The 15,425-nt window shown below is 72.1% G+C and carries 12 protein-coding genes; 4 read left to right on the top strand and 8 right to left on the bottom strand.

Going from position 1 to position 15,425, the window contains the following annotated elements:
* Positions 1–4 precede the first annotated feature (4 nt).
* The 7 genes from BJY16_RS22195 to BJY16_RS22165 form a co-directional block, all read right to left on the bottom strand.
* Positions 5–1,498: a CoA-acylating methylmalonate-semialdehyde dehydrogenase gene (locus BJY16_RS22195; RefSeq protein ID WP_185041505.1), complete on the bottom strand. Its 1,494-nt coding sequence runs from the start codon at positions 1,496–1,498 to the stop codon at positions 5–7.
* 3 nt (positions 1,499–1,501) lie between these two features.
* Positions 1,502–3,379, bottom strand: coding sequence for a 3D-(3,5/4)-trihydroxycyclohexane-1,2-dione acylhydrolase (decyclizing) (gene iolD, locus BJY16_RS22190; protein ID WP_185041504.1), 1,878 nt, complete (start codon positions 3,377–3,379; stop codon positions 1,502–1,504).
* Between the two features lie 37 nt (positions 3,380–3,416).
* The gene (gene iolB, locus BJY16_RS22185; protein WP_185041503.1) at positions 3,417–4,310 is read right to left on the bottom strand and encodes a 5-deoxy-glucuronate isomerase; all 894 of its coding nucleotides are present in this window, start codon (positions 4,308–4,310) and stop codon (positions 3,417–3,419) included.
* Complete coding sequence (gene iolC / locus BJY16_RS22180) at positions 4,303–5,370, bottom strand: 5-dehydro-2-deoxygluconokinase (protein WP_185041502.1); 1,068 nt, start codon at positions 5,368–5,370, stop codon at positions 4,303–4,305. The genes iolB and iolC overlap by 8 nt, the downstream gene beginning before the upstream one ends.
* A gap of 208 nt (positions 5,371–5,578) precedes the next feature.
* Positions 5,579–6,178: a GNAT family N-acetyltransferase gene (locus BJY16_RS22175; RefSeq protein WP_185041501.1), complete on the bottom strand. Its 600-nt coding sequence runs from the start codon at positions 6,176–6,178 to the stop codon at positions 5,579–5,581.
* Positions 6,175–7,695, bottom strand: coding sequence for an APC family permease (locus BJY16_RS22170; RefSeq protein ID WP_185041500.1), 1,521 nt, complete (start codon positions 7,693–7,695; stop codon positions 6,175–6,177). Before BJY16_RS22170 ends, BJY16_RS22175 begins: the two co-directional genes overlap by 4 nt.
* Before the next feature lie 52 nt (positions 7,696–7,747).
* Positions 7,748–8,398, bottom strand: coding sequence for a GOLPH3/VPS74 family protein (locus tag BJY16_RS22165; protein WP_185041499.1), 651 nt, complete (start codon positions 8,396–8,398; stop codon positions 7,748–7,750).
* Between the two features lie 430 nt (positions 8,399–8,828).
* Between BJY16_RS22165 and BJY16_RS22160 the strand changes: the two genes are divergently transcribed.
* The 4 genes from BJY16_RS22160 (at position 8,829) to BJY16_RS22145 (ending at position 14,120) form a co-directional block, all read left to right on the top strand.
* Positions 8,829–9,590 carry a dioxygenase family protein gene (locus BJY16_RS22160; RefSeq protein ID WP_185046600.1) on the top strand — a complete coding sequence of 254 codons (762 nt, stop codon included), beginning with the start codon at positions 8,829–8,831 and terminating at the stop codon, positions 9,588–9,590.
* A gap of 365 nt (positions 9,591–9,955) precedes the next feature.
* The gene (locus BJY16_RS22155) at positions 9,956–12,049 is read left to right on the top strand and encodes a hypothetical protein (RefSeq protein ID WP_185041498.1); all 2,094 of its coding nucleotides are present in this window, start codon (positions 9,956–9,958) and stop codon (positions 12,047–12,049) included.
* The gene (locus BJY16_RS22150) at positions 12,046–13,050 is read left to right on the top strand and encodes a hypothetical protein (RefSeq protein ID WP_185041497.1); all 1,005 of its coding nucleotides are present in this window, start codon (positions 12,046–12,048) and stop codon (positions 13,048–13,050) included. Before BJY16_RS22155 ends, BJY16_RS22150 begins: the two co-directional genes overlap by 4 nt.
* 68 nt (positions 13,051–13,118) lie before the next feature.
* Entirely contained in the window at positions 13,119–14,120 is a 1,002-nt protein-coding gene (locus BJY16_RS22145) for a TerC family protein (protein ID WP_185046599.1), read from the top strand.
* A gap of 1,036 nt (positions 14,121–15,156) precedes the next feature.
* On the opposite strand, the gene BJY16_RS22140 is transcribed toward BJY16_RS22145, so the two are convergent.
* Entirely contained in the window at positions 15,157–15,402 is a 246-nt protein-coding gene (locus tag BJY16_RS22140; RefSeq protein ID WP_185041496.1) for a hypothetical protein, read from the bottom strand.
* Positions 15,403–15,425: the final 23 nt, after the last annotated feature.

The following is a 15,425-nucleotide window of genomic DNA, read 5'->3' as shown; positions in this document are numbered from 1 at the left end:
CCGCTCACCGCGCCGTCGGGAAGTGCAGCGACGCCCCGGAGCTCTCCTCGCCCGGCCAGCGCTGGGTGACCACCTTGGCCCGGGTGTAGAAGGCCACTCCCTCCGGCCCGTAGATGTGGCTCTGCCCGAACAGCGAGTCCTTCCAGCCGCCGAACGAGTGGTACGCCATCGGCACCGGGATCGGCACGTTGATCCCGATCATCCCGACCCGCACGCCGCGCTGGAACCGGCGGGCCGCCGCGCCGCTGCCGGTGAACAGGGCGGTGCCGTTGCCGTACGGATTGCTGTTGATCAGGTCGATCGCCTCGTCGACGCCCGGCACCCGGAGCACCGACAGCACTGGGCCGAACACCTCCTCGCGGTAGACGTCCATCCCGGCGGCGACCCGGTCCAGCACGGTCGGGCCGACGAAGAAGCCGTTCTCGTACCCCGGGATCTTGATCCCCCGCCCGTCCACCGCGAGCGTCGCGCCCTGCCGCTCCCCCGCCGCGACCAGGCCCTCGATCCGGTCCTTGGCGGCCGCGGTGATCACCGGGCCCATCTCGCTGGCCGGGTCCCGGCCCGGGCCGACCACCACCTCGCCGGCCTTGCGGCTGACCAGGTCGACCAGCTCGTCGGCGGCGCCGCCGACGGCGACCGCGGCGGAGATCGCCATGCAGCGCTGCCCGGCCGAGCCGAACGCGGAGGCGGCCAGGTGGTCGGCCGCGAAGTCCAGGTCGGCGTCGGGCAGCACCACCGCGTGGTTCTTCGCCCCGCCGAGCGCCTGCACCCGCTTGCCGGCCGCGCTCGCCTGCTGGTGGATGTACCTGGCGATCGGGGTGGACCCGACGAACGACACCGCGGCGATCCCGGGATGCGCCAGGATCGCGTCGACCGCCACCTTGTCGCCGTGCACCACGTTGAAGACGCCGTCCGGCAGCCCGGCCTCGCGCCACAGCTCGGCCACGAAGCCGGACGCCGACGGGTCCCGCTCGCTGGGCTTGAGCACGAACGTGTTGCCGCAGGCGATCGCGATCGGGTGCATCCACATCGGCACCATGGCCGGGAAGTTGAACGGGGTGATGCCGGCGCAGACCCCGAGCGGCTCGCGGAAGTCGAAGACGTCGACGCCGGCCGACGCCTGGTGCGAGTAGGAGCCGGCCACCAGCGACGGGATGCCGCAGGCGAACTCGATCACCTCGAGGCCGCGCTGGACCTCGCCGGCCGCGTCGGAGAGCACCTTGCCGTGCTCGTCCGAGACGATCTCGGCGAGCCGCCCGGCCCGCGCGTTGACCAGCTCGCGGAACGCGAACAGCACCTTGGTGCGCCGGCTCAGCGACTCCTCGCGCCAGTCCTCGAAGGCGGCCGCGGCCGCGGTCACCGCGGCGTCCACATCGTCCGGTTCGCCGAGCAGCACCTCGTGCTGCCGCAGCCCGGTCGCCGGTTGGTAGACCGGCGACCGGCGGGTCGACACACCCGCCGTGAACCGGCCACCGATCCAGTGCTCGATCACGCTCATGCCTCAGCCTCCGGGTCGCAGGTGATGCCGCTGGTCGCGCTTGCCCTCCAGGTATCCGGTGCGGGCGTGCCGGGTGCTGTGCAGGGTGGCCACCTCGGCCACCGGCACGTCCCACCACGACTCCGAGCCGGGCCCGCCGGCCAGCGGGTCGGTCTCGATGTGCAGCACGGTCAGCCGGTCCGCCTCGCGCGCCCGTTTCAGGCCCTCGGCCAGGTCGGCCGCGGTCCGGCAGCGGATCACCGCGGCACCCAGGCTCTCCGCGTTGGCCGCCAGGTCGACCGGGAGCAGCGCGCCGTCGTAGTCGCCGGTCTGCGCGCTCTTGAACCGGTAGCTGGTGCCGAACCGTTGCGAGCCGACCTGCTCGGAGAGCGCGCCGATCGACGCGAAGCCGTGGTTCTGCACCAGCACCACGATCAGCTTCACGCCCTCGGCGATCGCGGTCACCAGCTCCTGCGCCATCATCAGGTAGGAGCCGTCGCCGACCAGCGCGTACACCTCGCGGGCCGGGTCGGCCAGCTTGATCCCCAGGGCGCCGGCGATCTCGAAGCCCATGCAGGAGTAGCCGTACTCGACGTGGTACTGCTTCGGGTCCCGGGCCCGGAACAGCCGTTGCAGGTCGCCCGGCAGGCTGCCGGCCGCCTGCACCACGACGTCGCGTGCTCCGCACGCGTCGTTCACCACCCCGATCACTTCGGCCTGGGTGGGCAGGTGGTTGCTCTTGCTTCCCCGGTACGCCCGGTCCACCGTCGCGTTCCAGGCGGCCACGTCGTCGTGGAAGTCGCCGGTGAACCGCCGTCCGTGCAGGGCCGGGCGGAGCGCCGCCAGCCCGGCCCGGGCATCCGCGACCAGCGGCAGCGCGGACAGTTTCCCGGCGTCGAAGGAGGCCACGTTGAGGTTGACGAACCGGACCTGCGGATGCCGGAACGCGGTCCGCGAGGCGGTGGTGAAATCGGAGTACCGGGTGCCGATGCCGAGCACCACGTCGGCGTGCCCGGCCAGCCGGTTCGCCACCGGGCTGCCAGTCGCGCCGACGCCACCCACCGCGTTCGGGTGGTCCCAGCTGAGCGCGCCCTTGCCGGCCTGGGTGTCGGCCACCGGGATGCCGGTCTCCCGGGCGAACCGGTCGAGCTGCGCGGTCGCCTCCGAGTAGATCACCCCGCCGCCGGCCACGATCAGCGGGCGGCGGGCACCCCGGATCACCGCGGCGGCGCGCTCCACCGCGAGCGGGTCCGGGGCCGGGCGGGTGACGTGCCAGATCCGCTCGGCGAACAGCTCGTCGGGGTAGTCGTACGCCTCGGTCTGCAGATCCTGCGGCAGGCAGACGGTGACCGCGCCGGTCTCCACCGGGTCGGTCAGCACCCGCATCGCGCCGAGCAGCGCGGCCGGCAGCTGCTCCGGGCGCCAGACCCGGTCGAAGAACCTCGACAGCGGCCGGAACGCGTCGTTGACCGACACGTCGCCGGAGCGGGGATCCTCCAGCTCCTGCAGCACCGGGACGGCGACCCGGGTGGCGAAGACGTCGGAGGGCAGCAGCAGCACCGGGATCCGGTTGACGGTGGCCAGCGCCGCGCCGGTCAGCATGTTGGTGGAGCCCGGGCCGATCGAGGCGGTGCAGGCCAGGGTGGACAGCCGGTTGCGCATCCGGGCGTAGCCCACCGCGGTGTGCACCATCGCCTGCTCGTTGCGGGCCAGCAGGTAGGACATCTCCGGGGACCCGGTGCGCTGCGCCTGCAGCAGCGCCTGCCCGATCCCGGCCACGTTGCCGTGCCCGAAGATGCCGAGGAACCCGGCGACCGCCCGTTGCCGGATGCCGTCGCGCTCGGTGAACTGGTTCGCCAGGAAACGCACCACCGCCTGCGCGACGGTGAGCCGGTGCTTCACATCCGCCTCCGCTCCGGGGCCGTGGTCAGCCAGTGCCTCACATCCGCCTCCGCTCCCGGGCCGTGGTCAGCGGTAACCGAGGGTCGATCTTCTGGGTCGTCCAGGTGCCGCGGACCCAGCCGTGCGCCGGGTCGTCGCGGATCAGCCAGCGGCGCTCACCGGGGCCGGCCATCACGTTCAGGTAGTAGAGGTCGTAACCGGGGGACGCCATCGACGGGCCGTGCCAGCCGTACGGGATCAGCACCACGTCACCGGTGCGGATCTCGGCGCAGACGTCGATCGGGCGGTCCGGATGGCCGTAGACCCGCTGGTACCCGCAGCCCGGCCGGCCGGACGGGGACGGCGCCACCTCGAAGTAGTAGATCTCCTCCAGCCGGCTCTCCTCGGGAGAGTCCTCGTCGTGCTTGTGCGGCGGGTAGGACGACCAGTTGCCGCCCGGGGTGAGCACCTCGACCGCGATCAGCGCGTCCGCCTCGAACGACTCGGGCGTGCAGAAGTTGTTGACCTGCCGGCTGGCCTGCCCGGCGCCGCGCAGCTCGACCGGCACGTCCTCGGCCGGTCCGTAGCGGAACGGCAGCTGCCGCCGGGCCCGGGCGGCGGGCAGCGCGAACCGGCCGCCGTTCGGCGCCCGCAGGGTGATCACGGTGTCCCGCGGCAGGTAGGCGAAGTCGGTGACCCGGGAGAAGACCGAGCGGCGGCCGGTCAGGGTGAGCCGCTCGTCGTCGCAGGCCACGTCGCAGCCGCCGGTGAGCGGCAGGACCAGCACCTCGTCGTGGCCGGTGTGGAACTTGACCCGGCCGCCGACCGGCAGGTTCACCACCCGCAGGCCGCTGTGCCGCCAGCCGGCGTTCTCCGGGCTGACCACCACCTCGAACGGGCGCTCCGCGGTGCTGCCCCGGCGGACCAGCGGATTGGCCCGGGCCTCAGCCATGCCCGGCCCCCTCCCGGAGGCCATCCCCGGCACTGCCACCGAAGCCGTTCCCGGTTCCCCCGCCGCACCCGTCCCCCGGCCCCTCGCGGATGTGGTCTCCCACCCTCTCCCGGCTGTCGTTCCCCTCCTCCGGGCGGAGCATCGCCCGGACCTCCGGCTCGGTGGGCATCGCGTCGGCACAGGCCAAGCGTCCGGCGACCAGCGCCCCCGCCGCGTTCGCGAAGTCGAGCGACGCCTGCAGCGGCCAACCCGCGAGCAGGCCGTGGCAGAGGGCTCCGCCGAAGGCATCGCCCGCGCCGAGCCCGTTGATCACCTTGACCGGCACCGGCTCGGACCGGGCCCGCTCGGTCCGGCTCCGCGCCATCACTCCGGCCGGGCCCTGCTTGATCACGGCCAGCTCCACACCGGACCGCAGCAGCGCGTCGGCGGCCGCCTCCGGGTCGCGGGTGCCGGTCGCGATCTCCACCTCGTCGAGGTTGCCCACCGCCACCGTGGCGTGGGCCAGGGCCTCGGTGTAGACGTGCTGGGGTGGCTCCTGCCAGAACATCGGCCGCCAGTCCAGATCGAGCACCGTCACGCCCGTTCTTTCGCGACATCTCAGCGCGGTCAAGGTGGCTTCTCGACTCGGCTCCGCGCTCAGACCGGTCCCGGTCGCCCAGAAGATCCCCGCTGCCCGGATCGCCGCCGCGTCCAGTTCGTACGGAAAAATCATCATGTCCGGGGCTTGGGGGTAGCGGTAGAAATAGAGCGGGAACCGGTCCGGCGGGAAGATCTCACAGAAGGTCACCGGCGTCGGCAAGCCGTCCACCTCGGCGACGAACCGATCGTCCACCCCGAAGCCGCGCAACGCCGACCGCAGATAACCGCCGAACGGATCCGCGCCCACCCGGGTGATCACCGCGGCCCGCCGGCCATATCGCGCGGCGGCCACCGCCACATTGGACGGACTCCCGCCGAGGAACTTGGCGAAGGTCCGCACCTCCGCGAGCCCCACCCCGGCCTGCTCCGGATACAGGTCGACGCCGATCCGCCCCATCGTGAGGACCTCGTGTGCGGACATCGCCGTCCCTCCGGCCATCCACCCGGGAGGGTCAGGTCCCGTGCGGTCACGGACGTGATCAACCAAGCCGTCAGCCGTCGGTGATCGTCCAGCGACGCTGAGTGGACCTGTTTTCGATGTAATTACGGCTGTGCGTCCACGTCAATAGCTGCACAGAAACGGAAAGGGGGCACGAGCCTCAGCTCATGCCCCCTCCGGGTGGCCTCGGTCAGGACGGCGGGCGCCACATCCGGTAGAACGGGGTGCCGTCCGGGAGATGGATCTCGAACGGGTCCATCCCGGTGTAGCCGTACCGGCGGTACAGCCGCACGTTGTTCTCGTTGGTCGCCTCCAGGTAGGCCGGCAGCCCCCGCGCGTCCAGCTGGTCGTGCACGTTCCGCATCAGCGCGCCGCCCAGCCCGTGCCCCTGCTCGCTCGGCCGGACCGCGAGGAACTGCAGGTGCCAGTGCTGCTCGGTGGGGTGGTTCTTCTCGAACAGCTCGCCCAGCGCGCCGAACCGCTCCAGGTGGTCGCCGGCCAGCGCGGTGAGCCGCTCCAGGTACCCGGGGAACTCGGGCAGCGGGGTGACCCGGTCGAACCAGACCGCGGCGGCCGCGTGCCCGCCGTCCGGGTGGTCGATCACCTCCACCTTGCCGTGGCTGAAGGCGTACTCGGTCTCCAGGGTGAAGAAGTCGGCCATCACCCGCTCCCGGTCCGCCGGGACCGGCACCAGGTACGCGTCCGCGGCCAGGTGGTCGAACGAGTGCGAGATCAGCGCGCCGATCGCGGCGAGCTCGTCGGCGCGGGCCGGCCGGATGACGGCGGTCATCGGATCGCCCCCGGGTCGGCGCCCTCGTTCAGCGCGGCGGCGAAGCCCCCGCCGGTGGTGGCGCTGTTCGCGCCCAGGCCGATCCCGGCGTACACCTGCGGGCGGGAGCCGCGCAGGAAGAACGCCCACAGCATGCCGCCGAGCAGCAGCACCCCGAAGGAGGCCGGCACCACGACGGCCGGCTTGCTGCCCGGCTCCACGCCGAGCAGCGTGGCGATGTTGTCCAGGGCCAGGTAGGAGACGACCAGCAGGAGGACCGCGCCGACCACCGGGGCGACGATCCGGTGCAGCACGTCCTCGCCCTCCGGGTGGCGGGCGAAGTAGCCGATCACCGCGAACGCGGTCAGCGTGATCAGCAGCAGCACGCCGAGGCCACCGCCGGTGCCGCCCCAGAAGAAGAGCTGGACCAGCGGGTCCCAGCCCATCACCGCGTAGAGCACGATGACCAGCAGGCCGACGGTGGACTGGGCGAGGGAGCCGTTCTTCGGGGCGCCGGTGCCCGGCACGGTCCGGCCGAACAGGCGGGGCAGCACGCCCTCCCGGCCCAGCGAGAACATGTACCGCGAGATGATGTTGTGGAACGAGATCATCGCGGCGATCAGCGAGGTCAGGAACAAGATGTGGCCCAGGTGCAGCGCGATGCTGCCGAGCGGGCCGGCGGCCAGGTTGAAGAAGAGCTCGGGACCCTCCTCGGCGGCCTTGCCGACCACCTGGTCGGGGCCGGCCGCGGAGATCATCGCCCAGGAGGCGAAGGCGTAGAGCACCGCGATCAGCGCGATCGCGATGTAGGTGGCCCGGGGCACGGTCCGCCGCGGGTCGCGCGACTCCTCGCTGAACACCACCGACTGCTCGAAGCCGACGAAGCCGGTGATCGCCATGACCAGCAGCGCGCCGGAGCCGGCACCGGTCAGCGTGGAGACGTCGACCGGGGCGGCCGACGGGTGGAAGCCGGACGAGAGGATCTCGGCGACGCTGAAGACCACGGTCAGCGCGATCTCGGCGACCAGCAGGGTGGCCAGCACCTTGCCGTTGACCGCGACGTCGCGGACCCCGAGCACGGCGACCAGCGCCCAGGCCACCAGGGCGAACGACCACCACGGGGCGTCCAGGCCGAACCAGTCGACGAAGAGCGGCTGAGCGATGGCGCCGAAGCCGCCGTACGACGCGACCTGGAACATGTTGTAGGCGAGCAGGGCGACCCAGGAGGCGCCGACGCCGGTGGGCCGGCCGAGGCCGCGGGCCACGTAGGCGTAGAAGGCGCCGGCGTTGGAGATGTGCCGGGCCATCGCGACGTAGCCGACCGAGAAGATCGCCAGCACCACCGCGACCGCGACGAAGGCGACCGAGATGCCGGTCAGGCCGGTGACCGCCAGACCGGTGGGCACCACCCCGGCGACCACGGTGAGCGGGGCGGCTGCCGACATCACGAAGAAGACCACGGCGGCGACGCCGAGGCGGTCCCGGGCCAGGGCGTTGGAGAGCTGGCTCTCCGCGGGTTGGGTTGCGGTCGAGGACACGCGTATCTCCCGATTTGATGAGGGGGGCGAAAGGAGGGGTGATTCAGGTGGTTCAGGCGCGGCGGGCCATCACGGCGTCGCCGACGGCGGCCTCGGCATGCGCGACGAGCTGCTGCAGCATCGCCGGGAACACCCGGCGGAACTGGTCGAACAGGCGGGCCCGGTCCCGGGCGTTGAGGGTGGCGAGCACGTGCTGGTCCAGGCCGGTGGCCAGGATCAGCCCGGCGAGCAGCAGGTCGGCCACGTCGAGCTGCTCGTCGCGGGAGACCTTGGTGCGCAGCCGGGTGGCCGGCCAGCCGGCGGTCATCGAGTCGGCCGGCACCATCGAGATCTTGGTGCCGAGCAGCCCACGCTTCTCCTGCCGCTTGATCAGGCCGCCCCGGGCGAGGCGGCGCTCGACCAGGTCGGTGGCGATGCCGGTGGAGAGATAGGCGATCCAGTTGCGGACGCCGTGCTGACCCGCCTCACGCCGGATCTGCTCCAGCAGGGCCGTGGTCGCGGCGTCGCCGGTCGGGCGCTCGTCGATCACGAGCAGCTCGGTCTCGGCCAGGTCGATCCGGCGCCACAGCATCAGCTCGCCGAGCAGCGCCGCGCCGAGGCCCAGGCCGAGGGTGGCCGGGGACAGCAACGACTTGCCGCGAATGGTGTCGTGCGCGGTCAGGTAGAGATCGTCCGCGGGCGGTAGCTGCGGCGGCAACGCCACGGCTGGTTCTCCTCTCGACGCCTGGGAATGCCCGCGTATTTCACCGAACGTAGTCAAGGTGAGGTGTCACGAACACTGATGTCGCCGCTCCCCGAAGCGCGATCGCGAGTAGCCTGCCAAACCCGCCGGAACTTCGCAACGTCCAGAAGAGACAAAAGGGTGTTCCACTGTGGGCGAAGTTGATCACACCTTCTGCCTGGTATTTCGAGCATTGATCAATAAACGGCCGCGAACCTGGTGATCAACTACGAAGGGACGTCGCGGAAACGTCCATCGATGTCCATGAGATCGCGAGATGGTGGACGGAGCGTCACCAATCAAGATCAGATACTACGTTAAGTAATCTTCCGCCGGGATAGTTGAAGAATCAAACACTTCGGCGTACGGTAGGTGCCAGGTAGTTGAAGTTTCAACGGAGGTTCCCGTGCGGATGCCCACCCTGTTCCTGAGCCACGGCGCACCGCCCCTGGTGGACGACCCGACCTGGGTCGCGCAGCTGCGGGAGCTGGCCGCCGCCCTGCCGCGGCCCCGGGCGATCCTGATGGCCTCCGCGCACTGGGAGTCGGCGCCGCTGATGCTCGGCGCCACCGAGACCGTCCCGCTGGTCTACGACTTCGGCGGCTTCCCCCAGCACTACTACGAGGTGCAGTACCGGGCGCCCGGCGCGCCGGTGCTGGCCGACCAGGTCGCCGCGCTGATGCCGGACGGTGAGACGGTCGCCCGGACCAGCCGGGGCCTCGACCACGGGGCCTATGTGCCGCTCACCGTGATGTACCCGGAGGCCGACATCCCGGTCCTGCAGATGTCGCTACCCACCCTGGAGCCGGACCGCCTGCTCGACCTGGGCGCCCGGCTGGCCCCGCTGCGCGACGAGGGCGTGCTGATCGTCGGTTCCGGTTTCACCACGCACGGCCTGCCGTTCCTGCGCGACTGGCGCCCGGACGCGGCCGCCCCCGGCTGGTCCCGCGAGTTCGACGCCTGGGCCGCCGAGACCCTCGCCCGCGGCGCCGTCGACGAGCTGGCCGACTTCCGCGCCGTCGCCCCCGGTATGCCCTACGCCCACCCGACCATCGAGCACTTCGCCCCGATGTTCCTCACGCTGGGCGCCTCCGGCACCCCGGACCAGTCCCCCGCTCAGCCGATCGACGGCTTCTGGATGGGACTGGCCAAGCGGTCCTTCGTCACCGCCTGACGACCTGCCTCCACCACTGCCTTCCTTTCGCTTCCCGCCCGGCCCTGCCTTTCACTTCGCCTGACCTTGCCTCTCGTTCCCGCCGGACCCGGCCTTTCGCTTCGCCTGGCCTTGCCTCTCGTTCCCGCCGGGCCTTGCCCTTTGCTTGCGCCCGGCCGGCCCCCCTTGCCCGGTGGGGCCGCCCGCGACTCCCCTCGCGGCCGGCCCCACCGGGCCGCTTTTGTCCCCTGCCCCGGTCCGCTCGATCCCGGCCGCGGGACGGAAAGGCGACTTCCGCCTTCCACGGCACCCCACCCGTGCCTAGCGTCGTTGGTGGTCGGCCTCGGCCGTACGGCGCCGACGCCGATCCCGGGTGGGTGGTCGGCGTGGCTGAGACGATGACGCTGCAGGACGCACTGGGGTGGACCCGTGACGTCATGCGCCAGTGGCGGCACTGGACGCGTACCAACTGGCGCCTCACTCTGGCGCTCAGCGTGCTGGCGTTCTTCACGGGCTGGGCCTGGAACACGTACGCCATGGCGGTCGGACTCGAGGGCAGCCAGGTCGCGCCGGGCGACACGACGACCGCCACGGCCGACGGGCACACCGGTAACGGACTGTTCTGGCTGATCCTGTTCACGATGGTGAGCGCGGTGATCACGTACGCCTGGACCCGCGGATGGACCGCCTTCAAAGCCGACGTCGCGGAGTTCCCCCGGCGGATCTCCGCCGCCATGTCGGAACACCCCGCCGGCGCGGTCGCCATGCTGCTGTGGGGTTCCTCCGTCGCGCTGGTGATCGCCACGGCGATCTCCTCGGCGGTCGCCAAGGTCCTCGCACTGGCGCTGCTGGCACTGGCCGCCTCACCGATCGGGGTGGTGCTGAACTTCGCGCTGATCCGGGTGTGGCGCGGCCTGTGCGGGATCGTGGCGCCCAAGGCCGGCCCCCGGGTGGCCGCGATGATCAGCCCGTTCATGGTGATGCTCGGCGAGGCCGCCGGCCTGCTGGTGGACGGAGTGATCGACAACTGGCCGATCAAGCTGAGTCTTGGGCTGATCGCCGCGGCCGCGTCCCTCCTGCTGGTCCGCGGCGCGCCGCGCCCCCGGACCGCGATGGTCCTGGTGGTGGCCGGTGCGGTGGTGGCGGCGCAGGTGCTCCGGGTCCGCGGCGCCTACGCCGACGACGGCGGCTGGCTGGAGTGCGTCACCGCCGACGGGCGTCCGTGCGCGGACCTCGGGCTGGCGGGCGTCCTCGCCTGGATGCGATCGGACGGCGCCTCGCACGTCCTGACGATGGGTTCGATCGGCGGGGTGTCCGCCGCGCTGGGCGTGCTGCTGGGCCTGGGCCTGGGCGCGGCGGCGGCCGTCGCGCACGCCCGGACCGGCAGTTCAGGCGCCGATGACAGCCGCCGGCCGGCCACCCGCATCCCGCGGCCGCGGCCTCATCCCGAACCGCCCCTGCCCACCCGAACGCCCCCTGACCCCTCGCCGCCACACCCCGCACCGCGACCGCGCCCCTCGCCGCAGCCCCCACCCCCGGAGCCACCGGCGCCACCACCAGGCGCACCGACGTCGGCGCCCCCTGCCCCCTCGCTGCCGCGCCCCTCGCCGCAGCCACCACCCCCGGAACCACCGGACCCACCACCAGGCGCACCGACGTCGGCGCCCTCTGCCCCCTCGCCGCAGCCACCACCACCGGCCGCACCCACGTCGGCGCCCCCTGACCACGAGACGCCATCGCGACCACACCACCAGGCACCGCCTCGCCCCGACGGTTCCGGTGCCCCGCCATGGGAGGTGCCGCCCGGCGGACACCACCAGCCGGCCGGCCACGGCGCGGAAGCACCGCCACGGCCTGAACCGCTCCCGCACCACCAGGCGCAGCGTCATCCGGACGGCAAGCCGCCATCGTGGGAGGTGCCGGCCGGCCACGGAGCCGATTCGCCGCCCCACCCCCAGCCGCAGCCCGGACCGGATGAGGGCGGCACGATCTACCGGTCCGCCACCTACGACACGGCCGGCCCGGCGCACGGACACCTCTACCGTTCGGCCTCGGCGGACCTGCCCGCCGACGTCCACCCGATCCCCCATCCACCCGCGTCCGGTCCCCCGGCGATCGGCCGGTCACCCGGCATCAAGTGGGACGACCTGGAGGACTTCATGCCGGACGTGCCCGAACGCAAGGAACCAACCGCCCCAGCCGACGCCCACCAGAAACCGGCCGAGGAAGAAGCCCGCCCGCCACAGGCTCGAGAACAAGCCCGTCTGCCTCAGACCGGCGAAGAAGCACAGGCTGAAGGACAGGCCCGCCGGCCGCGGGCCGTAGAGGAAGGCCGGCGGCCGCAGGCTGTGGAGCGGGTCGGTCGGCACCGGGCACGGGAGCAGGAGCACGAAGCGGACGCTGCCCCGCCCGCGACTGGCCGCGCCGACCCCGGCCGCCGCTACCGCATCCGGCCACCGGTGCCCCCGCGAGAACCATGATCCCCGGTGCACCGCGCCCCACCGCCCCACCTCAGGAGCGCCCACCGCACCCCTGGCCGCCGCGCCTGGCGGTCGCCCTGCTCTGCGGCGGTTCGATCGCGGCGCTGCTGGCCGACCTCTACGGTGTCGCGCCGATGCACGCCGTCTTCTGGCTGGTCTCCGTCCCGGCCATGGCCGCCCTCGCGGTCCTGCCGGTCCTGCCCGGTGTGGGCGCGGACCTGCGGGCCAGGATCCGGGTCGGCGCGGTGGCCGGCGCACTCGGCACCCTCGGCTACGACCTGGTCCGGATCCCGTTCGCGCTGGCCGGGCAGCGCGTCTTCGCGCCCGTCGAGACCTACGGGATCCTCATCGCCGACGCCTCCGCCTCCTCCGCCCTCACCGGCACCCTGGGCTGGCTCTACCACCTGTCGAACGGCGTGACGTTCGGCATCGCCTACGCGGTGCTCGCGGCTCGCCGCCCGTGGCCCTGGGGTGTCGGGTGGGGGCTGCTGCTGGAGACGGTCGCGATCCTCAGCCCGTTCGCCGCGCGCTACGGCCTCACCGGTCACGCCGTACCGATCCTGATCGCCTTCGGCGCGCACGTGTTCTACGGCTGGCCGGTCGGCCGGCTGGCGCAGGACCTGGACGCCACCGACGCCGCGCTGCGCCGGGCCGGCCGGCACAGTGTCGCGCTGATCCTGCTCCTCGCGGTCGCGGCCGTCGTTCTCTGGCATCGCCCCTGGCACGTGACCGAACCGGAGCGCGCGGCGGCCGCCCTGGCGCACGGCGGCCCGCCGGTCGCTGTCGTGCGGGTGGACCGGTTCCGCCCGGAGTGGTTGCGCATCCGGGCGGGCGGCTGCGTGGTGATCGACAACCGGTCCGGGTCCTCCTATGCCACGCCGGCCGGGCCGGTGCCCGCTCGCGCGCGCGGCACGCTCTGCTTCGACCGGCCGGGCGTGTACCGGATCCGGCTCGGCCTCCGACCGTATTCCGGCGGTTTCGTCTACGTGGACGCCCGCTGACGCTGTTTACAGGGATCTTGCAGGGAGTTCCGGGCATATTTTGCAGGAACTTTGGGGATGCTTTGATGATGCTTGAGGTCACCGCGCTCGGCTGGACCCTGACGATCGGCGTCATCGTCGCCCTGCTCGCCCTCGACCTGACTTTGGGGGTGTTGCGTCCGCACGTCGTCGGTTTCCGCGAGGCCGCCGGCTGGTCGATCTTCTATATCGTCGTCGCGATCGCGTTCGGCCTGGTCTTCGCGCAGGTCGCCGGATGGACCTACGGCACGGAGTACTTCGCCGGGTACATCGTCGAGAAGAGCCTGTCCGTCGACAACCTGTTCGTCTTCGTGATCATCATGAGCACGTTCGCCGTGCCCGAGCGGTACCAGCAGGAGGTGCTGACCTTCGGGATCATCATCGCGCTGGTCCTGCGGGTGGTCTTCATCGCGCTCGGCGCCACCCTGCTCAACCTGTTCTCGTTCATGTTCCTGATCTTCGGGCTGATCCTGATCTACACGGCGGTGCAGCTCTTCCGGCACCGCGACGAGGACCCGAGCATCGAGGACAACGCCCTGGTCCGCGCCGGCCGCCGGTTCCTCCCGGTGACCGACGACTACGTCGAGGGCAAGATGATCACCCGGGTCGACGGCCGGCGGATGGTCACCCCGCTGTTCCTGGTGCTGCTGGCGATCGGCAGCACGGACATCCTGTTCGCCCTCGACTCGATCCCGGCGGTCTTCGGCGTCACCGAGGAGGCGTACATCGTCTTCGTCGCCAACGCCTTCGCCCTGCTCGGCCTGCGAGCCCTGTTCTTCCTGGTCAAGGGCTTGCTGGACCGCCTGGTCTACCTGTCCACCGGCCTCGCCGTGATCCTCGCCTTCATCGGCGTGAAACTCGTCCTGCACTGGGCCCACAAGTCACTCAGCGACGCGGTCCCCGAAGTCAGCACCCCCGTCTCGCTCATCGTCATCATCGGGATCCTGGTCGTCACCACCGTCGCCAGCCTGATCAAATCCCGTCGCGACCCGTCCCTGAAAGCCCACGCCGGCAGCCTCCACAGCCACCCCGACCGCCAACCCCAGGACTGACCCTTTTCGGTACGCCCGGCCGCGCCCCTGTTCCGGCGCGCGGCCGGGCGATCGTCCTCCCCGCATGATCGGTGCACCGTCTCTCATGCGACGACGCGACCACACGGCCCGCACCGTCTCCAATCGGGCGACCTGATCGCACGGCGGGCACCGTCTCCAATAGGACGACGCGATCGCACGGCGGGCACCGTCTCCCCCGCGACTACGCGACTGCACGGGTGCCACCGCCTACCCCGCGACTACGCAACCGCACGGGTGCCACCGCCTACCCCGCGACTACGCAACCGCACGGGTGCCACCGCCTACCCCGCGACTACGCAACCGCACGGGTGCCACCGCCTACCCCGCGACTACGCAACCGCACGGGTGCCACCGCCTACCCCGCGACTACGCAACCGCACGGCCGCCACCACCTCCCCCGCGACTACGCAACCGCACGGCCGCCACCACCTCCCCCGCGACTACGCGACCGCGCCACGCAGGTGTTGAGCGACGCGGACCGCTACCCGCCGAGAAGCGATGGCCGCCGGCACGGACGGTGCAACCGGAAGGCGGAATCAGTGACGCTCTCATGCACCACCTCCGCCCGTCGCCGATGAGCACCAAGGTATCCGCAGGTTCGGCAGCACATTGACCACCAATCGAAACCGGACAACAGGAGATGCCGGGGAGGCGCAGACATGGCGCTGCCCGGCGCACCGGGCACCGGGCACCGGCGGCGAGCGCGGGCCGATCTCCGCCGCCCGAGAACGGCCCAGCCATGACACCGCCCCCGGCGCACGGGGCACCGGCGGCGAGCGCGGGCCGATCTCCGCCGCCCGAGAACGGCCCAGACATGACACCGCCCCCGGCGCACGGGGCACCGGCGGCGAGCGCGGGCCGATCTCCGCCACCCGAGAACGGCCCGGACATGACACCGCCCCCGGCGCACGGGGTGCCGGGGGCGGGTGTGGGCCGGCCTTCGCTGTCCGGGGACGGTCCGGGCAGGCGGGCGTGGCCCACCGGGTCGGCTGGCGACCCGATGTTCAGTGTGGGGTCAGCTGTGGAAACCGCCAACGCCGGACTGCACGGTGGCCTGGTAGCGGCGCTGGGCGTCCTGCCGGGCCAGGATGGCCTCGATCTCGCGGGTCTCCTCGGCGGTGTGCCGGCCCAGCATCAGGTCGAGTTCGGTGCGCTCGGCGGCGGTGCGGAAGGCGGCCAGCTCGGTGCTCAGCTGACGGTGCGCACGGCGCTCGGCGATGCGGTTGACGATGGCGGTACGGATCTCACGAATGAACGGCATCGGGCACTCCTAACGGATAGTGA

Origin of the sequence: Actinoplanes octamycinicus (assembly GCF_014205225.1) — a bacterium.
GTDB classification, from domain to species: domain Bacteria; phylum Actinomycetota; class Actinomycetes; order Mycobacteriales; family Micromonosporaceae; genus Actinoplanes; species Actinoplanes octamycinicus.
This window is presented reverse-complemented; position numbering and strand designations above follow the sequence as displayed.

What these genes read in the sequence shown, in the direction of transcription:
- BJY16_RS22150 (WP_185041497.1), top strand. Translation starts at nt 12,046, where the DNA reads ATGATCCCCGGTGCACCGCGCCCCACCGCCCCACCTCAGGAGCGCCCA.
- iolB (WP_185041503.1), bottom strand. Translation starts at nt 4,310, where the DNA reads ATGGCTGAGGCCCGGGCCAATCCGCTGGTCCGCCGGGGCAGCACCGCG.
- BJY16_RS22160 (WP_185046600.1), top strand. Translation starts at nt 8,829, where the DNA reads ATGCCCACCCTGTTCCTGAGCCACGGCGCACCGCCCCTGGTGGACGAC.
- BJY16_RS22145 (WP_185046599.1), top strand. Translation starts at nt 13,119, where the DNA reads ATGCTTGAGGTCACCGCGCTCGGCTGGACCCTGACGATCGGCGTCATC.
- iolC (WP_185041502.1), bottom strand. Translation starts at nt 5,370, where the DNA reads ATGTCCGCACACGAGGTCCTCACGATGGGGCGGATCGGCGTCGACCTG.
- BJY16_RS22140 (WP_185041496.1), bottom strand. Translation starts at nt 15,402, where the DNA reads ATGCCGTTCATTCGTGAGATCCGTACCGCCATCGTCAACCGCATCGCC.
- BJY16_RS22175 (WP_185041501.1), bottom strand. Translation starts at nt 6,178, where the DNA reads ATGACCGCCGTCATCCGGCCGGCCCGCGCCGACGAGCTCGCCGCGATC.
- BJY16_RS22195 (WP_185041505.1), bottom strand. Translation starts at nt 1,498, where the DNA reads ATGAGCGTGATCGAGCACTGGATCGGTGGCCGGTTCACGGCGGGTGTG.